The organism is Myroides sp. C6-3 (assembly GCF_050522425.1).
In the GTDB taxonomy this organism is placed as follows: domain Bacteria; phylum Bacteroidota; class Bacteroidia; order Flavobacteriales; family Flavobacteriaceae; genus Flavobacterium.
Genome location: NZ_JBMVQP010000026.1, coordinates 1 through 22044 on the forward strand (window position 1 = coordinate 1; position 22044 = coordinate 22044).

The following is a 22044-nucleotide window of genomic DNA, read 5'->3' on the forward strand; positions in this document are numbered from 1 at the left end:
CTAAAAAAGTATCAAGTTCGTCTCGTTATTTCTAATAGCCAAACACACATATAATGAAAATAAGAAAGGTTTATTTAGGTCTGTTATTGGGTGGATTTTTAGCCACTCAAAGTATAAGTGCTCAAGAGCCTATCAAAACACCTTTGGAGATTGCCGATGGTCACTATAAGCACTACGAATTTGTAGAGGCGGCTAAGGTGTACCAGAAGTTGATCCGCGGTGCTAAGACAGATAATTATATTTATTTACAATTAGCGGATTGTTATTACAACATATTTAATACAGTAGAAGCCGCGAAGTACTACGGCAAGGCTTTGGAGAAAGACCCTAGTTTGGATTCTGAGTTGTACTACCGCTATGCTCAGATGCTCAAAGCGAGTGGTCGCTATGATTCTTCCAATGCAGCGATGAAGAAATTCGCTGAGCGCAATCCTGAGGATCAACGAGCTATTGCGTTTTTGCGCGAGCCGGATTACATTCCTCGTTTACGAGCGCAAGAGGAGTTGTTTACCTTTGAAGAATCGGGGCTCAATGACCGTCAAGGGAATGATTTCGGTGCTTTCTTAACTACGGGTGACACGCTTTATTTTGCCTCTACCCGTGCGGGTAATAACTCGAAGAAGAAGTATGGTTGGGATAACCAAGGCTACTTGGATATCTACCAAGCGAAATACAAAAACGCTACGGATCCTTTGTATGATGTAGAACCTGTATCGGAATTGAATACGAAGTATCACGATGGTCCGTCTACCGTTACAGGAGATGGGCAGACGATGTACTTTGCCACGGAGAGTTTCCGCGCTGGTAAGTTTACCAAGAACAAAGCCAAGCTGGTAAAGCTAGGAAAAGTTAGTGTTTTTCGCGCAACAAGGAAGAAAGACAAGTGGACGGATTTTGAACCAGTACCGTTTAACGGAAGTGATTACTCCGTTAGTAACCCGAGTGTGAGCAAAGACGGTCGCACGCTTTACTTCTCTTCAGATATGCCTGGAACGATGGGAAGCACGGACATCTGGAAAGTGGATATTGATGAAGAGGGTAACTACGGAACTCCGATTAATATGGGAAGTCAGATTAATACCGAAGGTCGAGAGTCCTTCCCGTTTATTTCAGAAGACGGGAAGTTGTACTTTGCTTCTGATTCTCGTAAGGGCTTTGGCGGATTGGATGTTTACGTGGTAGACTTGGCCATCCCTCAAGCCGAACCGAAGAACTTAGGTTCTCCGATCAATACGGCGAAAGATGATTTTGCTTTTTCCTTTTACCCAGGTAAAGACATTGGCTTCTTCTCAACGAACCGCATTGGTCGCGATGACATCTACAAAGCGATTCCCGTGTGTAATACAGAGATGTATGTAACGGTCACACACAAAGATACGGGTCAGTTATTAGAAGGTTCACGCGTGGATATCTTTGACGATCGCAAGAACCTGATCGAGACGAAGTTTACGGATCACCGTGGTATTGTGGAATACGTGGTTGACTGTGATAAGTTTTATCACTTGCAGGTAGACAAAGAGGATTTCGAGGGCAAGTCTGTTGAAGTTCCGTTGAACCGCAAAGGCGGTCGTCAGCTAGTGAATGTAGCCCTTCGTCCGATAGAGGTGATTGTGACCAAAGATGAGATTATTCTAGGGGATATTTACTTCGAGTTTGATCGATCAAATATCACCCAACAGGGGGCATTTGAGCTGGATAAGTTAGTGAAGGTAATGAAGCGCAATCCACAGATGCGCATCAAGGTTGGCTCTCATACAGATAACCGCGGAAGTGCAACGTACAACCAGAAGTTATCGGAGAACCGTGCGAAAACGACGGTTCAATACGTTTTATCAAAAGGTATTGAAGCCTACCGTTTAGAATCACAAGGATATGGTGCAAGTGCACCGAAAATTGATTGTCAGTCGAATTGTTCAGAAGAAGAGCACGCAATCAACAGACGAAGTGAATTCGTAATAATCAAATAAATTCGAATAAGAACTAAGTTTAGTATATTTTAAGAAGTCCTTACCATATCGGTAAGGGCTTTTTTTGTACCTTAGTTATAAATTGTTGGCACATTATTTGAAATACAAGAGGTGTTTAACTTAAAAAGTAGACAAAATGAAGTTTTTATATTATCATATGGTTGCCTTATTCCTCCTATGTGCTCTTCCAACACAGGCACAAAAAGCGGTAGTAACGGCAACGAATTACGACATTAGCGATAACTTAGATTTACAAGCTGTTGCTTCTATATTTGGGGATTCAAAGGACCTTGAGGATTTTGAGTATCGCCTAAACGATCCGAGTTTGAGAATTAATAACCTCGATTTAAACAGAGATGGTTACGTAGACTATTTACGCGTTATTGAGGTAGTGGAAGGTAAAGCGCATTTAATTGTAATTCAAGCCGTTTTGGGACGTGATATGTATCAAGATGTAGCAACAATTGAAATTGAAAAAAATAGTCGCCGTAATCAAGTTTCTATCCAAATTGTAGGAAATAGTTATCTATATGGTCCCAATTATATTTATGAACCAGTTTATGTAGTTACACCTCCAGTATTTAGCTTGTTTTGGGGAGTATCTTATCGTCCATACTATTCTTCTTGGTATTGGGGATATTACCCTTCTTATTACTCGTATTATGCACCTTATCCTACAGCAACCTATGTTGTTCACGTGCATAATCACATCAATTACAGCAACAGATATGTTTATACCAACAATCATTACAACAATCGATCCAGATCGATGTATAGTGAGGTGAGAAAAGACTACTACGAACGCTCGAATCCAAATAATTCCTTTTATGATAGAAATAATGGTTATTCAAACAGACGTGATTTAGCAGATTCTAGATCTTCTTCTTATACGAGGGAAACGAATAACTATTCTCGAGATGCGAATGCATCAAGCAGAACTAGTAATACGTCAACGCGAGATATTAATCGCGTGGATAACAATTATTATTCAAGAGGAAGTACAACAACGTCAAGTGGGGATACCTATAAACGAGGAGAAGCGATTAGTAGTAGTAATGGGAATTCAGCGAATTCAAATACAGGATATTATTCTCGCGGATCAAGTAGTACGTCTGAAGGAACAAGTACAGCGAACGGGTATTATTCTCGTAGTTCAAATGCTTCAGGTACAACAGGAAATAGCAACTCAAATAGCTCGAATTCGGGTTATTACTCAAGGGGATCTAGTTCTTCAAGTACCACGACTTCTGGAAGTCGTGGTTCGAATTACTCGCGTGGATCAAGCGCTACCTCGAGTTCAAGAAGTAGTAGCAGTAGTCCGAATTACTCGCGCAGTTCGTCAAGTTACAACTCATCGAGCAGTAGCCCGAATTACTCGCGTAGTTCGTCAAGTTACAACTCATCGAGCAGTAGCCCGAGTTATTCTCGAAGTTCATCGAATTATAGCTCTGGAAGCAGCGGATCGAGTTACTCCCGTAGTTCATCTAGCGCGGGATCAAGTTCAAGAAGTAGTGGATCTTCATCCTCGTCTTCGTATTCTAGAAGTAGATAAGCACAAAAAAATAAACAACAAAAAAGAGCAAGTTTAGCTTGCTCTTTTTTTATTACTTATAAATTTCGTTTAACAGCTTTGCTAGACGAAGTCCTCCTTTTAGAAGTTGTTCCTCTACGGTGTCTTTAAAGTCAAAGTGGTAGCGGTAACTTAAGTTCTCATTTTCTTCCACACTGTTGTAAATTGTGTTAGCCATCGTGTAAGAATCAAAAATCCAATCTTCTAAATTTCCTTTGATTAAGGTTTGGTTGTGCGTTTTGCCATGAACATCTAAAACAGTAGCATATTCAGTATAGCTGTACTTGTCAAAATCCACTAGAGCAGAATCCCATAAGCTGTGTAAGTTTGTCGGTTTTCTAAACCATTCTACTTTTACGCGATTCCCACCTAAATCTTCCAATCTTCCAATGTGTAAAGGTTGGTGTGCATCACCGATCATGTGGATTAAAAAATATAGTTTTTGTTGCTTTTCCTCTAACGTCAGTGTATTGCTTTTGAGTTCCTCAATCAACAATAACGCGCGTTTATACAAGTTTTCATCAGTAGAATTAGCTAATTCTTGATCAAAGGATGGACGAGGTAAGTTACCTGGCATATTGATGTAGTGCCAACCGTCCGCAAATTTCCACGTAGAGTCCGATTTGATGAAGTCTGGCCAGTTTGCCCAATACGCTAATTGTTGATCTCCGATGATTTTTTTTAATTCCTTTTTAGCTTTTCTGCTTAGGTTTCTTTCCGCTATTTCTGCAATAACGCGGTGTCCAGTCGTTCCCCATGCAAAGATTGCTGTAGATTGTAATAGACAAAGCGCGAAGACTAAGGCAAATAAAATTTTTCTCATTGTTTGTTTTTCTATTAATTAAATAGAGCTTTTAGTTCCGTCGCATCACTTGGTTTTAATTTACCAGCAAGGACTAAGCTCAGTTGTTTTCTTCTCAACGCAGCTTCATAACGCTGATGCTCTAGTTCAGTTTCTGTAATAAGTTCTGGAACAGGAACGGGATTGCCCATATCATCCACCGCAACAAATGTATAAATCGCTTCATTGGCTTTTGTTTTGCTACCGGATTCGCGATCTTCTATCCAAACATCGATGTAAATCTCCATAGAGGAAGTAAAGGCTCTAGATATTTTAGCTTCTATGGTTACAACGCTTCCTAGGGGAATCGGTTTATTAAAAGCAACGTGATTGACAGATGCTGTTACGCAGATTCTTCTAGAATGTCTTCTTGCAGCAATTCCTGCAGCTCTATCCATTCGCGCTAATAATTCTCCACCAAACATATTATTTAATGGATTTGTTTCTCCTGGGAGAACTAAATCGCTCATGATAGTAGCTGATTCAGATACTAATTTTGCCTTCATAAAGAGTATATTTTTGACAAAGATAGGCACAAAGCAAAAAAAAACCGAACGTTTAGCGTTCGGTTCGTATATTTAACGTATTATTTAATAAAAATCCAAGCTTCTTTATTCATTTTGCGATGAATTTCTTTTAAGGCTTCTTTAGCCTCTTCCTGTGTAGCATAACTAGCATACAAAACAGGATACATTCCGTATTTCGTTCGACCTAAGAAAGACGCTTGGTCAAAACCCTTCTCTTTCAACAGCTCAACCTCTATAGCTGCATTTTCTTCACTTCGAAAAGCCGCTGCAACGAGGTGGTACGGTTTTGCTATAGCAACCGTTTCATCTTTTACGGGTAAGGCAATGGTCTCCGTTGTTGGTTCGATAAGGAAAGTGGCCTGTTGTAATCTATTTTGAACTTTCGATTGCACGTTATTCTCAATAGAAAGGGTTTGATCATTAACGTAAGCCGTATAACCATTTTGTACTAAAACACTTCCAATACCAGCAACGAGTACTAGTACAGAGGCATATTTGAAAAAGTTTGCCGTGCGTTTTGTTTTGATCGACTTTGGTTCTAAAGCAATAACTTGTGGAGTTGACTCTTTTCCACGTGTAATCGTTTGAACTCCAACTGATGATAAACCAAAAGAAGTGGCTAAATAATTTTGATGTTGAATTGGATCAAATTGCAAGCTTTTTTCTTCGTTATAAGTGAATACCCCAATTGATTCTAAATTCAGCGTATCAAAAGAGGTTAATGTATTTGTCCAATCAGCAACCATATTTTGGATGCGCATCACGGCATCTTCATAAGAAATACGCTCCTGCATCGCAATGTGATTAGCTAGTAATCCATCGTTATTCACAATATTTCTATTAAAAGAGATTCGCTTTTGTGGAGGGAAAAATAGATGTTTTTCCTCATCGTAAAAAGACGATTGGATTTCAGTGATAAAAGCACCAAATCCCGGAACAATAACGCATGGATAGCGATATAATAGGGCTGATATGTATTGAGTCATCTTCATACAACAAAATTAGTCGAAACCAATCGCTTAGCAAATAATAAGCGGCTTTTTTTTATTAACAATTTAGTATACTAAGGTATACTTGGTAAGTATTTGGTAATGAATGGTTAGGTTTTTGATACTAGAACTACTAAGATAAGAAAATTTAATTAATTAACATTGTTTTGATGAAAGAAGAAGATTTGTTCTATACGTTAGCCTTAACGAAAGTCAATGGGGTGGGACCTATTATTGGCAAGCGATTAATTGAAAATTTTGGATCAGCAAAGAAAGTATTTAAAGCAAGCGCAAAAGAATTAGGGGCAAAGCGTGTATCGGGTCAATTAACAAAACAACTACAAGAGAAAGGACACTTACTTTGGGCGGAAAAAGAGCTTAAACAAATGCAAAAGCACAACATTCAATCGCTGTTTTATCAAGAACAAATGTATCCTTTCTATTTGAGTCAGTGCGATGATGCGCCTATTGTATTGTTTCACAAAGGGACTAATCTACCCGATTGGAAGAGTCGTCCTATTGTGAGCTTGGTCGGTACGCGTACACCTACTGCTAGAGGGCTTGCGTTTTGTAAGCAATTTATGGAAGCAGTGCAGCCTTTTAATCCGATTGTGATTAGTGGATTGGCGTATGGAATTGATGCATGCGTACACAGAGAAGCTTTGGCTTTTGGTTTGGAAACTTTTGGGATATTAGGGCATGGGTTGCAGCGTATTTATCCCGCCAATCACTGCAAGCTCGCCAATGATATGATGGAACAAGGTGGTATTTTGACGGAGTTTGCTACGCAACGGAAGATCGAAAGAGAGAATTTTATCCAACGCAATCGTATTGTTGCAGGAATGAGTCAAGCCACAGTTGTTGTCGAAAGTGCGATGAAAGGCGGATCAATGAGCTCGGTTACTTTTGCCAATGAGTATAATCGAGATGTATTTGCGGTACCTGGACGTGTGACGGATTTAATGAGTCAAGGGTGCAATGAGTTGATTCGCACGCACCGGGCACAGTTACTTCAAGATCCAAAAGAGATTATTGATGTTTTGAATTGGAATAAAGTAAAAAAGAAGGTTCACTTCATTCAACCAGAACTTTTTTTGAATCTATCGGATGAGGAACAGCGCATTTATGACTACTTAAATCTAGTAGGACGAGAAGTTCTTGACTTAATTGCCTTGGAGTGTAACTTGCCTATTTACAAAGTGAGTACGCTTTTGTTACAGTTAGAATTGCAAGGTTTAGTAAAACCATTGCCAGGTAAATATTTTGAATGTAGAGCATAGGCAAAAAAAACGGGCATTTGGAAGTAAATGCCCGCTTATGGTTTATTTCGATATTTAATATCCTAGTTTTTCGCGTACGCGATTTAATGTAGCTGTTGCTACTGTGGACGCTTTTGCTGCACCAATTTGTAACAAGCGATCTACTTCTTCTAAGTTGTTAATATAGTAGTTGTACTTTTCACGTGTTACTTTAAATTTGTCGAGAATTAATTCATATAACTCCTGTTTAGCATGACCATATCCGTAGTTTCCTCCTTCGTATTTAGCGCGCATTTGTGTAATTTGTTCTGGCGTAGCCAAAAGTTTGTAAATGGTAAATACGTTACAAGTATCTGGATTTTTCGGTTCTTCTAAAGGAGTGCTATCGGTTTCAATACTCATGACTTGTTTTCTCAAGGCTTTATCATTTTCAAAGATGTTGATGATGTTGTTTCTTGATTTACTCATTTTGTTTCCATCAAGTCCTGGAACAATCATAACATCTTCGGAGATTTTAGCATCTGGAAGAACAAAAGTTTCACCCATTTGGTGGTTGAATCGAGCCGCAACATCGCGAGTGATCTCCAAGTGTTGCAATTGATCTTTTCCGACAGGTACAAAATTGGCATCATACAATAAAATGTCTGCGGCCATTAACATCGGGTAAGTAAACAACCCTGTATTAACATCAGCAAGCACTTCTGCTTTATCTTTGAAAGAGTGCGCTAATGTTAAGCGTTGATATGGAAAAAAGCAACTTAAGTACCACGTTAACTCCGTTGTTTGCGGTACATCGGACTGGCGGTAAAAAGTTACATGATTAACATCTAAACCACAAGCAAGCCAAGCAGCCGCAACACTATAGGTGTTTTCCTGTAATGTTTTTGCATCTTTAATTTGCGTTGCTGAATGTAAATTCGCAATAAAAATAAAAGACTCGTTCTCTTTGTTGTTTGCCATTTCTACTGCAGGTAGAATTGCACCTAAGAGATTCCCTAAATGTGGAGTTCCTGTACTCTGAACTCCCGTTAGAATTTTAGCCATTGCGTGTTTGTTTTTTTAATGAGAACAAAGATAGCGCTTTTTGTAGGGATTGTTTTTCTTTTTTTCTTTTTCCTTGGTTTACCATTGCTTTATTTTTTATTTTTGAGTGGCTACTTGCCAATTCTTAAATTTAGTACTTAATGCAATATATTCGCGCATTTTTTAGTATTCTGTGGCGTGCTTGGTTTTACCTGTGGATGTTGATTGTAATACTGGTTTTATCGCCTTTTCTTTTTGTTACCATATGGTCTGATTCTACCTATCCTGCTTTTTATAAAGTGTCGAGATTGTGGGCGCGTCTTACTTTTTATGGTATGGGAATGTCTTATCAAATTGAACAATCGCATCCGTTGGAAAAGGGAAAGAGCTATATGTTTATTGCCAATCACACTTCGATGATGGATATTCTGATGATGCTACTTCTTATCAAGGACAATCCTTTTGTATTTGTTGGAAAAAAAGAATTGGCGAAACTGCCTATTTTTGGTTTTTTTTACAAGAAAACCTGTATTCTAGTAGATCGGAAAGATGCTAAAAGTAGGTATCAAGTGTTTGAAAGCGCACAGGCTAAACTCAATCAAGGATTGAGTATCTGTATTTTTCCTGAAGGTGGTGTTCCCGATGATCGCACGATTATCTTAGATCCATTTAAGGATGGAGCGTTTCGCTTAGCGATTGATCATCAAATTCCGATAGTGCCTTTGGCTATGGGCTATTTAAAGTACTATTTTCCATTTCAATGGGGGATAGGCAAGCCTGGTAAAGTACCCGTAGCTATTTTGCAACCCATTTCTACAACAGATGCAACCCAAGACGATAAGAAAGAAATAAAGCATCGTGCTTTTCAACTTATTTGGGAGGTTCTTTCTAGTTGGGAGAAGAAAATAAAGTAGGATGTAAGCTTAACAAGTAAGAGCATATCAATACCTACTAAGAAAAAAAAGCCTCAAAAACTACGTTGAGGCTTTTTTAATGAAGTACGTTTATTGTGCTTCTCTATTTTTGATTTCTTCTTTAATCTTTTGTTCTAGTTCATCCATTAGTTCTGGATTGTCTTTGATTAAGGATTTAACGGCATCTCTCCCTTGTCCTAGTTTTGTGTCGCCATAGCTAAACCAAGAACCACTCTTTTTCACGATTTCATAGTCTACAGCTAAGTCTAAAACTTCACCTACTTTTGAGATTCCCTCTCCATACATAATATCAAATTCCGCTGTACGGAATGGAGGTGCTACTTTATTTTTAACGATTTTTACTTTTGTGCGGTTACCGATGACATTTTCTCCATCTTTAATCTGTGTAGAACGACGAATATCAATACGTACAGACGCATAGAACTTTAACGCATTACCTCCCGTTGTTGTTTCTGGACTTCCGAACATTACGCCGATTTTATCTCTCAACTGGTTGATGAAGAAAACCGTACAATTCGTTTTGCTAATTGTAGAAGTCAATTTTCTCAAGGCTTGCGACATTAAACGAGCGTGAAGACCCATTTTAGAATCCCCCATATCTCCTTCAATTTCTCCTTTTGGTGTTAAAGCTGCTACTGAGTCAATCACAACAATGTCGATCGCACCTGAACGAATTAGATTCTCTGCAATTTCCAATGCTTGTTCTCCGTTGTCGGGTTGAGAAATGATCAAATTGTCTATGTCAACACCCAATTTCTGTGCATAAAAACGATCAAACGCATGCTCCGCATCAATAAAAGCTGCGATACCACCCGCTTTTTGCGCCTCTGCAATGGCGTGTAAAGTTAAGGTTGTTTTACCCGAAGATTCAGGTCCATAGATTTCAATAATTCTTCCTTTCGGATATCCACTTACTCCTAAAGCTAAGTCAACACCTAGAGAACCTGAAGAGATGACTTCAACTTCTTCTACAGCTGTATCTCCCAATTTCATTACCGTTCCTTTTCCGTAGGTTTTGTCTAATTTGTCTAACGTTAGCTGTAAGGCTTTCAATTTAGCTTCTTTATCTGCACTCATCTTTTTTGAAATTATTGTTTCTTAACTGTGTAAAAATAAGATAAAAAAAGCAGAGATTTTCCTTTGTACTTAATTATGCTACAAATTGTAGCAATATTTGGTTTTTTACTTGCTCACTTTTTTTATTTCTTCTTTCTCTAACCTTCAAGGTTTTCCTATAAGAACGCTATTTTTTGTGATTTGGCTGTCTTTTATCGCCTTTTCTTGTTGCATTTTGCGAATTTAGTGCTGTTGTTTTAACGGAAAATCAGCTGTAGATATGGGATAATGTTAAAAATAATCATGTATAAGTTAGGATTTCTTTGTTAATATGTGGTTTGGTTGTAAATTTCGTATTCAATTTGATTTTTGTATGTGCTTAGTTTATACCTTTGTAGAAATTAATCAGTCAAGTTCACGGAATTTAATTAGTACTAAATCTTATTTTGTGATGTCACAATTAAAAACGACGCATTTAGATCGCGTAACCTTAGGCACGTTATTAGTCACACTTGGAATTATATATGGTGATATTGGAACGTCTCCTTTATATGTAATGAAAGCGATTATGGGAAAGGCCATTATTCAAGAAGAGGTAGTTTTGGGGGCGATCTCTTGTGTGTTTTGGACCTTAACGCTACAAACAACAGTCAAATATGTCTTCTTAACTTTAAAAGCGGATAATAACGGAGAAGGTGGTATTTTTTCGTTATTTACTCTGGTAAAAAAACTAAAAAAGCCCTGGCTCATTGTTCCTGCTATTATTGGTGGTAGTGCGCTATTGGCTGACGGAATTATTACACCGCCTATTTCTATTTCTTCCGCTGTTGAAGGCTTAAAGATCTACAAGCCTGAATTGGCTACAATTCCCATAGTGATTGGAATTTTGGTCGGTATTTTTTTCATTCAACAATTTGGTACTCGAACCATTGGTAAGTTTTTTGGTCCAATGATGATGTTGTGGTTCTTGATGTTAGGTGTTTTGGGGTTTAGCCATCTTATTGGGAATTTTCACGTTCTCAAAGCTTTAAATCCTTATTATGCTTTTCACCTTTTGACCATTCACTCTGAGGGCTATTTAGTTTTGGGATTTGTATTTCTCTGTACAACGGGTGCGGAAGCTCTTTACAGTGATTTAGGGCATTGTGGTATTAAAAATATACGAATCAGTTGGGCGTTTGTCAAATCAATGCTCGTCTTGAGTTACTTTGGGCAAGGGGCGTTGCTTATTGAACATGCGGGTAAAACACTAATTGACCTATCTCCTCATTCAGATCAACCTGCGAACCCATTTTATTTAGTGATGCCTGATTGGTTTTTGCCCTTCGGAATCGGAATCGCTACACTAGCTGCTGTTATTGCTTCGCAAGCTTTGATCAGTGGATCCTTTACGTTGATTAACGAAGCCATTCGATTGAATTTATGGCCCAAAATACGCGTGAAGTTTCCCACTAATATCCGCGGACAACTCTATATTCCATCCATCAATTTCTTGTTGTTTATCGGTTGTGTTTTCGTGGTATTACACTTTAAAGAATCCGGTAATATGGAGGCAGCCTACGGTTTAGCCATTACCCTATGTATGATTATGACAACTATTTTGTTGGGCTATTTTATGGTGCTAAAGCGAGTGCCAATGATCATTATCATTTTAGTGGAAATCGTCTATCTCTCCATTGAAGTCTCGTTCTTTATCTCCAATGTGCAAAAGTTTTCTCATGGTGGTTATGTAACCGTGATTATTGCTGGAATTTTAGCGAGTGTTATGACCGTGAATTACTTGGGTAAAAAAATTCGACGCAATTATACGGATCTCGTTAATATTGTTGATTATCAAGATATTCTAACTGATTTGAGCCAAGATCAAAGCATGCCTAAGTATGTGACGAATTTGGTGTATTTGACCAATGCGTATAACCCGTCAAAAATTGAGTATAAAGCGATGTTCTCTATTATTAATCGTCGACCAAAACGCGCCGATAACTACTGGTTTGTTCATGTAAACGTTGTGGATGAACCTTATAAATTAGCGTATAAAGTTGTCAAATACGGAAAAAATCAGAATATTTTGCGCATTGACTTTTACTTGGGATTCCGAAATGAACAACGCATTAATGTCTTGATGAAACAAGTGGTAACAGAATTGATGCTACAAGGCGAAATCGATATTACTACGCGTTATGAATCACTACATAAAATAGATGCAATCGGAGATTTTGAATATGTCCTCATCGAAAAAGAGCTGTCTTACGACAATGATCTGCCAATGAAAGAAAAGATTATTCTCGACCTGTATGACTTCCTAAAGAAGATCTCTTTATCAGAAGAAAAAGCATTTGGACTAGACAGTAGCGCGGTGAAAGTTGAGCGATTCCCGCTGATTATTAACCCTATTGAAGACCTGCCGCTTAAGCGTTTAGAATAAAAAGGTATAATTTTATAAAAGGTTGATGTATAGTAATATACATTAGCCTTTTACATTTTAGTGTTTTGATTTTAAAATCAATCACGTATCTTTGCACCCTGAAATTCTTCCAATTTAGAATTTCAACCCGTTTTTTTATTATTCTACACTTAAATTTATATAGCATGCAACTGTATAACACATTAAGCGCAGAAGAAAGAGCAGAACTTATAGAGCAAGCTGGAGAAAATCGCTTGACTTTGTCTTTCTATGCGTACGCCAAAATCGAAAACCCACAACAATTTAGAGATGATTTGTTCTTAGCATGGAATGCATTAGACGCCCTTGGACGTACTTATGTAGCACATGAAGGAATCAACGCTCAAATGTCTGTTCCTGCATCAAAATTTGAAGCTTTTAGAGCAACATTAGAAGCGTATGATTTTATGAAGGGCATTCGTCTAAATGTTGCGGTTGAACAAGATGATTTATCTTTTTTAAAACTAACGGTAAAAGTTAGACACAAAATTGTAGCCGACGGCTTAAACGACGATACGTTTGATGTAACGAATAAAGGTATTCATCTAAAAGCCAATGAATTTAATCAATTACTAGAAGATCCCAATACGGTTGTAGTTGATTTCCGAAATCACTATGAAAGTGAAGTCGGACACTTTGTTGGTGCTATTACACCTGATGTCGATACGTTTCGCGAGTCTTTGCCAATCATTAAAGAGCAATTGGAAGAGATCAAAGAAGAGAAGAATTTATTGATGTATTGTACGGGTGGAATTCGATGCGAAAAGGCTTCTGCCTATTTCAAACACCACGGATTTAAAAATGTTTACCAATTAGAAGGAGGAATTATTGAATACACCCGTCAAGTAAAAGAAGAGGGGTTAGAGAGTAAATTCATCGGAAAGAACTTCGTATTTGATCATCGCTTGGGTGAGCGTATTACAGATGATGTAATCGCCAATTGCCACCAATGTGGAAAGCCTTGTGATGTTCACGTAAACTGTGCGAATGAAGCTTGTCATTTGTTGTTTATTCAGTGTGACGAATGTGCTGAACACATGCACGGTTGTTGTTCAAATGAGTGTTTAGAGGTAATCCAACTTCCTGTAGAGGAACAAAAACGCTTGAGAAAAGGGGTTCAAAAAGGAAACTTAGTATTTAAAAAAGGGCGTTCAGAATCGTTGAAGTTTAAGAAAGATGTTGAAGGATCGACGGAGATTCAACCTGTAAAGGTGAGCACCGTTACACAAATCCGCAAAAAACAAGTAGAGCGCAAACTGCTCGTGGGAAGTGTACAACATTATTTCACAAAAGCTGGAGTCGGACAATTCTTGTTGGACAAAGAAATTCACCTTGGTGATAAAATTGTTATTGTTGGACCAACAACAGGTGAAGAACGTTTAACCTTGGATAAAATGATGGTGAATGGACAAGAGGTAACAGTTGCACAAGCAGGAGATCGTATGACGATGGAGTTGACCTTTCGCGTGCGTAAAAACGACCAAATCTTTAAAATTCTAGATTAAATATATAAGCTATGACAGTTTCAGGAAGAGTTGAATTGATGGCTCCCGCTGGAAACTTCGAGTCGTTGCAAGCTGCAATAGACAACGGAGCTGATTCAGTGTATTTTGGAGTGGATCAATTGAATATGAGAGCACGTTCAACGGTTAATTTCTCAGTTGATGATTTACCCGAAATAGCCAGACGTTGTAAAGAAAAAAAGGTACGTACCTATTTGACACTAAACACGATCATTTACGATCATGATTTGTCGGTGGTTAAAACCTTGCTTGCAAAAGCAAAAGAAGCCGAATTGACTGCTGTTATTGCATCAGATCAAGCGGTGATTGCCTCTGCACGAGCTATCGGTTTAGAAGTACACATTTCTACGCAGTTGAACGTAACCAATATTGAAACTGTTAAGTTTTATAGCTTGTTTGCAGATACGATTGTTTTATCGCGTGAATTGAGCTTGCGTCAAGTCAAAAAAATTACGGAAGCAATAGAACGCGAACAAGTCAAAGGACCTTCTGGAAATTTGGTTGAGATTGAAATTTTTGGTCATGGAGCACTGTGTATGGCGGTTTCAGGCAAGTGTTATCTGAGTTTACACTCACATAATTCTTCTGCGAATCGCGGAGCTTGCAAACAAAATTGCCGAAAAAAATACACGGTTATTGATCAGGAAAGTGGTTTTGAAATTGAGATTGACAACGAATATATGATGTCTCCTAAAGATCTGTGTACAATTGATTTCCTTGATCAAGTGATTGAGGCCGGCGCAAAGGTACTGAAGATAGAAGGGAGAGGAAGAGCTCCAGAATATGTAGCAACGGTAATCCGTACGTATAGAGAAGCGATTGATGCAATTGCAACAGGAACCTATAGCAAAGAGAAAGTGGCTACGTGGATGGAGGCTTTAGAAACGGTTTACAATCGTGGATTTTGGAGTGGCTACTATTTAGGACAAAAGCTCGGAGAGTGGAGTGATAATCCAGGTAGTGCTGCAACGCAGAAGAAAGTATACGTGGGGAAAGCTGCACATTATTTCCAAAAAGCCGCTATTGGTGAGTTTAAAATTGAAGCCTATGACATCAAAATTGGCGATCGTATTTTAATTACCGGGCCTAGTACAGGGGCACAAGAGTTGACCATTGAAGAGCTATTCGTCAAGGAACAAGCCGTAGAAAAAGCAACCAAAGGAGATGATTGTACCTTAAAATTGCCGTTCCGCATTCGCCTGTCAGATAAAATGTATAAAATAGTTACAACCGAATGATTGTAGTTACCTTACAACGCGATAAGTGTATTGGATGCAACTACTGTGTTGAAGTTGCCCCTCAGCAGTTTCAAATGTCAAAAAAGGATGGCAAAACAGTGTTGTTAAAAGCAATAAATAATAAAGGGTTTCATACCTTAAAGTCACCAGATTATACGATATTAGACAGCTGCGAACAGGCTGAAAAAGTATGTCCTGTACATATTATTACCGTAAAAGAAGTATAAGATGAAAAGAAAAATGTATTACCTGAGTTCTTGTGATACGTGTAAACGCATTTTAAAAGAAATGCCGAATGCCGAGCAGTTTGAACTACAGGATATTAAAAAGGAACCCGTAACAGCAGAGCAATTACAAGAAATGTATGCCGCAGTGGGGAGCTATGAAAAGCTTTTTAACAAAAGAGCACAGCTGTATAAAACAAGAGGACTGAAAGATCAAAACTTACAAGAAGAGGGGTATAGAGATTTAATCTTGGAACACTATACCTTCTTAAATAGACCTGTTTTGTATATCGATGGCATTTATTTTGTTGGAAATAGTAAAAAAGTACTAGAAGAAGCCTTTGCAAAGGCTGCACAATAATTCAAAGTCGAAGTTTTACTTCGACTTTTTTATGTTTTAAAATGATTGATTTCTAGTCTTTTACAGGTTAGTTTTTATTTTTTTACATAAAAAATGTGACCAAATACAATCCTTCTTGTCTTAATATTGAAAAAGGGAATAATTGCTATGAAATTTTTCAGATTTTAATAAGAAAGAGAAAATTACACTATACTGGTTTGGATTTTTAATTGTTTATTAAGGGGTTCAATCAGAAAGAAGAACCGGTATAGTTCTTTATTAAAGAAGAAAAATTGCTATTGAAAAAGAACATTTTTATTTCATAATAGAGTGAAGTTGGTTAAGACTTAACGTAGTTAAAAAGATTGGTTTGTTTTAAAAGTTACAGTTAAGTACAACGTTGGTTTGAAAAAGGAAGCTTCGGCTTCCTTTTTTGTTTGTCTTTTTATTCCTACTGCTTTGTGTCGAGATAAAAAAACAACTTCACAACTACTTCTGTACTATATATTTGAGTTTTTGTTACCTTTGCAGTCATTATCTAATAGTATATGATACATTCAATGACGGGATTTGGTAAAGCATGCTTGCAATTGCCAACCAAAAAAATTACGATCGAAGTAAAGTCACTAAACAGTAAAAGTCTTGATTTAAACGTGCGTTTGCCTTTAAGTTATAGAGAAAAAGAGTTGGCTTTGCGCAATCAAATTGCTCAAGAACTAGAACGTGGAAAGGTAGATTTTTCTCTTTTTTGTGAGATTACTGCAGAAGAGACATCTAGCAAGATTAATGCTCCTATTGTTTTAGCGTATATTGAGCAAATGAAATCAATCATCCCTCACGCGGATGAAACAGAATTGATGAAAATGGCGGTTCGTATGCCAGACGCATTGAAGGTAGAACGCAATGACTTTGACGAAACAGAATGGAAGGAGATTGAAGTGGTCGTTCACGAGGCAATTCAGCATATGAAGGCATTTCGCTTAAGCGAAGGAAAATCTCTAGAAGATGATTTCAGAGCGCGTATTGCCAATATTTTTGCTTATATGGAACAAGTAACTCTTTTAGACAAAGAACGCATTGTAAGTGTTAAGGAACGCTTGCGTGCGAATTTGACAGAGTTGCAATTGACCATCGACGAGAACCGTTTTGAACAAGAGGTAATTTACTATTTAGAAAAATTAGACATTACGGAAGAAAAAGTGCGTTTAACTAAACACTTGGATTATTTCTTAGAAACGCTAAGCGGAAGTGAAGCGAACGGTCGAAAATTAGGTTTTATCGCGCAAGAAATGGGAAGAGAAATTAATACGATGGGGTCTAAATCCAATCACGCGGAGATGCAACAAATTGTTGTGCGCATGAAAGATGAGTTGGAAAAAATTAAGGAGCAAGTATTAAACGTATTATAACAACACAAGCATAAGATGAATAAGGGGAAATTAATCGTATTTTCTGCTCCTTCAGGATCGGGAAAGACGACTATTGTACGACATTTGTTAGAACAAGCGGATTTAAATCTAGATTTTTCTATTTCGTGTACTTCACGTGAGCCTAGAGCTGGTGAAGAGCATGGGAAAGATTATTACTTTATCTCATTGGACGATTTTAAAAAGCACATTAAAAATGATGATTTTTTGGAATGGGAAGAAGTGTATCGCGATAATTTCTATGGTACGTTAAAAGCAGAAGTAGAGCGCATTTGGGCTTTGGGTAAAAATGTTATTTTTGATATTGATGTGGCAGGTGGATTGCGCATCAAACGCAAGTTTCCAGATGAGACATTGGCTGTTTTCGTTAAACCACCGAGTATTGATGAATTGAAAATTCGTCTGAAGAAACGCTCCACGGAGAGCGAAGACAAAATCAATATGCGTATTGCCAAAGCTTCGGTTGAATTGGCGACTGCTCCTCAATTTGATACGATTATTAAAAATTACGACTTAGAAACAGCCAAAGAAGAGGCAAGTCAATTGGTGCGTAACTTTGTAAAATAAAAGAAGATGAAAATTGGTTTGTATTTCGGAACCTTTAATCCGGTGCATATTGGACATATAGTGATTGCGAATCACTTGGTACAATACACGGATTTAGATGAGGTTTGGATGGTGGTAACACCCCATAATCCCCTAAAGAAAAAGAAGGGATTACTCGAAGACTTTCACCGTTTGCACATGGTTAATCTAGCTACGGCGGATTACGACTATATTCGTCCATCTGATATTGAATTTAATTTGCCTCAGCCCAATTATACGACCAATACCATGGCCTATTTACACGAGCGTTTTCCCAAACACGAGTTTGCCTTGATTATGGGAGAAGATAATTTAGATTCGTTACCGAAATGGAAGAATTACGAAGTATTGCTGGAGCAATATAAAATATACGTTTATCCACGCTTAGATCGCGAGAGAGAAAAAGAAAGCCCACTGATGCAACATCCTCATATTGTTAGGGTAGAAAATGCACCGGTGATGGAAATTTCCGCTACTTTTATTCGAACTGCAATCAAAGAAGGAAAAAACGTAAAACCATTAGTAGATAAAGAGGTGTGGAACTACATCGACCACAATCTGTTTTATAAAAAATAAACAAACTAAAAAGGGCTGTTTTTCAGCTCTTTTTCTTTGTTGACGTCTCGATTAGGTGGAAACAATTTTCTTGATGATGCTTTAGCGAACAAGTTTTTTTTTCCATAGCGTGCCAAAGAATGAAGTAAAAGTTAAGTAGCTTGAACAAATTGTTTTACAGTTTTTCAATTGTTTGCATTAAGTTTTTTAGTTACTTTTGACGAAGTTATAAGCTAAAATTATGAGTGATTATCCAAAGTTTGCAGTAATTGGGGGAGGGAGTTGGGCAACGGCTATCGTAAAAATGCTGAGTGAAAATCTACAGCAAATAGCATGGTATATGAGGAATGAAAATGCGATAGAAGAAATTAAGGTAAACCATCATAACCCGAATTATTTGAGTTCAGTTGAGTTTGATATTGATCAACTGCTGTTGACCAATGACATCAATAAGGCTGTTTCGTATGCAGATTACGTGATTTTTGCTATTCCTTCCGCTTTTTTAAGTGAAGAAATGGAGCATTTATACGTTAGCCTTGAAAATAAAGTGGTTATCTCGGCTATTAAGGGAATTATCCCGGAAACAAGTTTGATCGTTGGGGAGCATTTCCATCAAACGTATGGTGTTTCTTATGATAATATCGCCGTAATAACAGGACCTTGTCATGCAGAAGAGGTTGCCCTTGAACGACTTTCTTATTTAACTATTGCCTGTCGCAATGAAGAACATGCGCAAGTGATCGAAAGCTGTATTAGTAGCCACTACATTAAAGTAAAGCTAACAGATGATATTATCGGAACAGAATATGCTGCTGTACTGAAAAATATATATGCTATTGCTTGTGGTATGGCACATGGCCTTGGGTATGGAGATAATTTTCAAGCACTGTTAATGAGCAATGCCATTCGAGAAATGAAAAAATTCATTAAGAAGGTGCATCACATGAAGCGAAATATCAATAATTCAGCTTATTTAGGCGATTTGTTGGTTACAGGGTATTCTCTTTTTTCACGCAATCGCATGTTTGGTAATATGATCGGAAAGGGCTATACGGTAAAATCGGCTCAAATGGAGATGAATATGGTAGCAGAGGGCTATTATGCAACGAAGAGTGCTTATGAACTCAATGCACAGTATGGAGCTAAAACGCCTATTATCAATGCGGTGTATGATATTTTGTACAATGGCAAAGATCCAAAAAAGACGTTTAGGAAACTAACAGAAAAATTAGATTAAAAAAGTATAAAAATACCCGTTATGGGTTTTTAAACTAAAAATAGCAGTATAATAAACTGATTTTCAGTTTATTATACTGCTATTTTTGTTTCTGGTATATTTGAAATTTTAGTTGTAAATTGTTTATTTACAGTTAGTTGTAATCATTTGCCTAGGGGAAAAATATATCAAGTAGTTTTGTGCTGTTAAAAAATAAATAGAATGGATCATTTAATTAATCACCCAGGCCTTTTGGCTGTTTTTGGAATTGTAGTTTTAGTCATGCTTTTGTTAGACTTAGGTGTTTTTAATCGAAATAGCCACGTCGTATCAACCAAAGAAGCATTAATTTGGACCGTCGTGTGGATTGGTTTAGCCATGGTCTTTAGTGGGGTTATTTACTACTATATGGACTTTGAGAACTTTGCGCGTTTTCAATCTGCTTATTGGATCGAAAAGGCCCTGTCTATTGACAATTTATTTGTCTTTATCCTAGTCTTTACATTCTTTAAAGTACCAAAAGAATTACACCACCGTGTGTTGTTTTGGGGAATTATAGGGGCTTTAGTGTTTAGAGCTATCTTTATCTTTGCAGGGGTTGAGTTAATTAACCATACCTATTTACCTGCTTTTGAATTGTTTGGACATCTGGTTGAAATCAACGTTGTCTTGACTATTTTTGGAATTTTCCTCCTTGTTTCGGGAATAAAATCGTGGTTTGCAAAAGAGGATCACAGCGAAGAACAAGACTTGACGAAAAATTTTGCCGTGCGTATGGTGCATAAGTTTTTTAAAGTTAGCAACGAATACGATGGAGATAAATTCTTTACCGTAAAGAATGGAGTAAAAATGGTAACTCCTCTATTTGTCGCTTTAATGGTTATTGAATTTACGGATCTGGTATTTGCTGTGGATAGTATTCCTGCGATTTTTGCAATTGCTCCTGATGATCCTTTTATTCTGTATACTTCAAATATCTTCGCCATTCTAGGTTTGCGTTCCCTTTATTTTTTACTAGCGAACTTCATGGATAAGTTCTCTAAATTGAAATACGGATTAGCGATTATTCTTTCGTTTATTGGAGTTAAGATGATTATTTCTCCATTTGTACATATTGACTCATTAGTTTCCTTGGCGGTTATCGCAAGTGTGTTAACCTTATCGGTTGTCTTGTCTCTGCTTTTTCCTCCTAAGAAATAAATGTTGCGATCGCGTATAAAATAAAAAAGGCTGTCTAATTAGTTGGACAGCCTTTTTTTATGGGATGGAATTATATTTTCATCGATTCTGTTGCACTTGTATTGCCGCGATGGCACATGGTACAGGTTACAACCTGAATATTTTCTGGATTGGGGTCTTGATCCCAATTGAAGTTCTCTGCATTAATTTTTCGCGTCATAACAATCATATGACGAGCAAAGTCTTTCTCCTTTTTTGCGTCTGAAGCAAAGTCCAAACCATCTTTATCTTGCGCTGCCGCATGACAATAGCTACACTTAACGCCTAAAGCAACATTGTAACCCTTCATCACTTTTTCTAACTCATCTTTTGAGATATCTTGTGGAAGCACCGTTAAGTTTTTCCATTGCGATTGAACTACCGTATGCTCAGTTACTATTGTATTGCTTTTGAATGATAATAAACTAATCATCAAGCCGAAGAAGGCCAATACAATTCCCGTGTCTTTTAGTTTCATCTGTTGTGCATTTTTGTTTTAGACAAGATACAAAACCAAACCTTTGGAATAAGTATAAATTAGGAGTAACCTTTTGGTATATAGTTATTTTGTATGCGTTATGCCTCTTTTGTTTGCAAAGGAAAGGTCTAGTAACGCTTCCGTTGTGATACTTTTCGCAGGGAAAGTGAAATTTTTGTCGTAAAGTTTAGCACCTTGAAAATAAGTTAACATAAACGTATTGTCCAAATCGAAAATAGCCTCATCTAATAGCTCAACTTTAATCGATTCACCTGCTGCTAAAGAAGGAAAAGCATGTCTGAAAATACTTGAATCTCGTTGTTCTCCATCGATTTGACCGCTTGCCTTAGAAACAATCATGATTGCTTCGATAGGTTCTTTTGAGTTATTAAATAAATAGGCATACCAAGCATCTTGTAAGAAATCCTCATTATATTCTTTTACAACTGCAATTTCAACGTCTTTTACTTCTGGTATTTCAATGTCTTTTTTCATGAGAATAAAATTTGCGCAAAGATAAAATTATTTCTACGATTCTACTTTTTGTTTTGTTGGCTACAAGTTTGGTCTGAAATTTGGTATACTTAGATCGATAATGATAGTTTTTTTGGTTTTATGTTTGAGTAAAAA

At 37.4% G+C, this 22044-nt stretch carries 21 protein-coding genes; 14 read left to right on the forward strand and 7 right to left on the reverse strand.

Annotated features, from left to right (window positions below; genetic code table 11):
• Positions 1 to 53 precede the first annotated feature (53 nt).
• On the forward strand, positions 54 to 1967 hold the full coding sequence (locus ACPDG9_RS11355) for an OmpA family protein (RefSeq protein WP_430527865.1): 1914 nt from the start codon (positions 54 to 56) through the stop codon (positions 1965 to 1967).
• A gap of 136 nt (positions 1968 to 2103) precedes the next feature.
• Positions 2104 to 3519, forward strand: a complete 1416-nt coding sequence (locus ACPDG9_RS11360) for a hypothetical protein (protein ID WP_430527866.1) — start codon at positions 2104 to 2106, stop codon at positions 3517 to 3519.
• 52 nt (positions 3520 to 3571) lie between these two features.
• Here the strand turns inward: ACPDG9_RS11360 and ACPDG9_RS11365 are convergent, their stop codons facing one another.
• From ACPDG9_RS11365 to ACPDG9_RS11375, 3 genes are all read right to left on the reverse strand, one after another.
• Entirely contained in the window at positions 3572 to 4360 is a 789-nt protein-coding gene (locus ACPDG9_RS11365; protein WP_430527867.1) for a S1/P1 nuclease, read from the reverse strand.
• A 14-nt stretch (positions 4361 to 4374) separates the two neighbouring features.
• Positions 4375 to 4884 carry an acyl-CoA thioesterase gene (locus ACPDG9_RS11370; RefSeq protein ID WP_182650114.1) on the reverse strand — a complete coding sequence of 170 codons (510 nt, stop codon included), beginning with the start codon at positions 4882 to 4884 and terminating at the stop codon, positions 4375 to 4377.
• An 80-nt stretch (positions 4885 to 4964) separates the two neighbouring features.
• Positions 4965 to 5891 (reverse strand): SPOR domain-containing protein, encoded by a 927-nt coding sequence (locus ACPDG9_RS11375; protein WP_430527868.1) that lies wholly within the window; start codon positions 5889 to 5891, stop codon positions 4965 to 4967.
• A gap of 173 nt (positions 5892 to 6064) precedes the next feature.
• Here ACPDG9_RS11375 and dprA point away from each other — a divergent pair, with 173 nt between their 5' ends.
• Positions 6065 to 7174 (forward strand): DNA-processing protein DprA, encoded by a 1110-nt coding sequence (dprA, locus tag ACPDG9_RS11380; RefSeq protein WP_430527869.1) that lies wholly within the window; start codon positions 6065 to 6067, stop codon positions 7172 to 7174.
• 54 nt (positions 7175 to 7228) lie between these two features.
• On the opposite strand, the gene trpS is transcribed toward dprA, so the two are convergent.
• Complete coding sequence (gene trpS / locus ACPDG9_RS11385; protein WP_430527870.1) at positions 7229 to 8197, reverse strand: tryptophan--tRNA ligase; 969 nt, start codon at positions 8195 to 8197, stop codon at positions 7229 to 7231.
• A gap of 140 nt (positions 8198 to 8337) precedes the next feature.
• On the opposite strand from trpS, the gene ACPDG9_RS11390 reads away from it, so the two are divergent.
• The gene (locus tag ACPDG9_RS11390) at positions 8338 to 9090 is read left to right on the forward strand and encodes a lysophospholipid acyltransferase family protein (protein WP_430527871.1); all 753 of its coding nucleotides are present in this window, start codon (positions 8338 to 8340) and stop codon (positions 9088 to 9090) included.
• 90 nt (positions 9091 to 9180) lie between these two features.
• Here the strand turns inward: ACPDG9_RS11390 and recA are convergent, their stop codons facing one another.
• Positions 9181 to 10188, reverse strand: coding sequence for a recombinase RecA (gene recA / locus ACPDG9_RS11395; RefSeq protein ID WP_182625969.1), 1008 nt, complete (start codon positions 10186 to 10188; stop codon positions 9181 to 9183).
• 430 nt (positions 10189 to 10618) lie between these two features.
• Between recA and ACPDG9_RS11400 the strand changes: the two genes are divergently transcribed.
• The 10 genes from ACPDG9_RS11400 to ACPDG9_RS11445 all read left to right on the forward strand — a co-directional run bounded on the left by ACPDG9_RS11400 (position 10619) and on the right by ACPDG9_RS11445 (position 20918).
• Positions 10619 to 12592: a KUP/HAK/KT family potassium transporter gene (locus ACPDG9_RS11400; RefSeq protein ID WP_430527872.1), complete on the forward strand. Its 1974-nt coding sequence runs from the start codon at positions 10619 to 10621 to the stop codon at positions 12590 to 12592.
• Between the two features lie 164 nt (positions 12593 to 12756).
• The gene (locus ACPDG9_RS11405; protein ID WP_430527873.1) at positions 12757 to 14115 is read left to right on the forward strand and encodes a rhodanese-related sulfurtransferase; all 1359 of its coding nucleotides are present in this window, start codon (positions 12757 to 12759) and stop codon (positions 14113 to 14115) included.
• An 11-nt stretch (positions 14116 to 14126) separates the two neighbouring features.
• Entirely contained in the window at positions 14127 to 15371 is a 1245-nt protein-coding gene (locus ACPDG9_RS11410; RefSeq protein WP_430527874.1) for a peptidase U32 family protein, read from the forward strand.
• Positions 15368 to 15598 carry a ferredoxin gene (locus ACPDG9_RS11415; protein ID WP_430527875.1) on the forward strand — a complete coding sequence of 77 codons (231 nt, stop codon included), beginning with the start codon at positions 15368 to 15370 and terminating at the stop codon, positions 15596 to 15598. The genes ACPDG9_RS11410 and ACPDG9_RS11415 overlap by 4 nt, the downstream gene beginning before the upstream one ends.
• Position 15599: 1 nt before the next feature.
• The gene (locus tag ACPDG9_RS11420; protein ID WP_430527876.1) at positions 15600 to 15956 is read left to right on the forward strand and encodes an arsenate reductase family protein; all 357 of its coding nucleotides are present in this window, start codon (positions 15600 to 15602) and stop codon (positions 15954 to 15956) included.
• Positions 15957 to 16495: 539 nt separating this feature from the next.
• Positions 16496 to 17344 carry a YicC/YloC family endoribonuclease gene (locus ACPDG9_RS11425; protein ID WP_430527901.1) on the forward strand — a complete coding sequence of 283 codons (849 nt, stop codon included), beginning with the start codon at positions 16496 to 16498 and terminating at the stop codon, positions 17342 to 17344.
• Positions 17345 to 17359: 15 nt separating this feature from the next.
• On the forward strand, positions 17360 to 17929 hold the full coding sequence (gmk, locus tag ACPDG9_RS11430; RefSeq protein ID WP_430527877.1) for a guanylate kinase: 570 nt from the start codon (positions 17360 to 17362) through the stop codon (positions 17927 to 17929).
• 6 nt (positions 17930 to 17935) lie between these two features.
• Positions 17936 to 18523, forward strand: coding sequence for a nicotinate (nicotinamide) nucleotide adenylyltransferase (nadD, locus tag ACPDG9_RS11435; protein ID WP_430527878.1), 588 nt, complete (start codon positions 17936 to 17938; stop codon positions 18521 to 18523).
• A gap of 220 nt (positions 18524 to 18743) precedes the next feature.
• Complete coding sequence (locus ACPDG9_RS11440; RefSeq protein ID WP_430527879.1) at positions 18744 to 19739, forward strand: NAD(P)H-dependent glycerol-3-phosphate dehydrogenase; 996 nt, start codon at positions 18744 to 18746, stop codon at positions 19737 to 19739.
• A gap of 201 nt (positions 19740 to 19940) precedes the next feature.
• On the forward strand, positions 19941 to 20918 hold the full coding sequence (locus ACPDG9_RS11445; RefSeq protein ID WP_430527880.1) for a TerC/Alx family metal homeostasis membrane protein: 978 nt from the start codon (positions 19941 to 19943) through the stop codon (positions 20916 to 20918).
• Between the two features lie 70 nt (positions 20919 to 20988).
• Here ACPDG9_RS11445 and ACPDG9_RS11450 read toward each other — a convergent pair whose 3' ends face one another.
• Together ACPDG9_RS11450 and ACPDG9_RS11455 are read right to left on the reverse strand one after the other, a co-directional pair.
• A complete protein-coding gene (locus tag ACPDG9_RS11450) occupies positions 20989 to 21414 on the reverse strand; it encodes a c-type cytochrome (RefSeq protein ID WP_430527881.1) in 426 nt (141 codons plus the stop codon).
• An 84-nt stretch (positions 21415 to 21498) separates the two neighbouring features.
• On the reverse strand, positions 21499 to 21909 hold the full coding sequence (locus ACPDG9_RS11455) for a hypothetical protein (protein ID WP_430527882.1): 411 nt from the start codon (positions 21907 to 21909) through the stop codon (positions 21499 to 21501).
• Positions 21910 to 22044 lie beyond the last annotated feature (135 nt).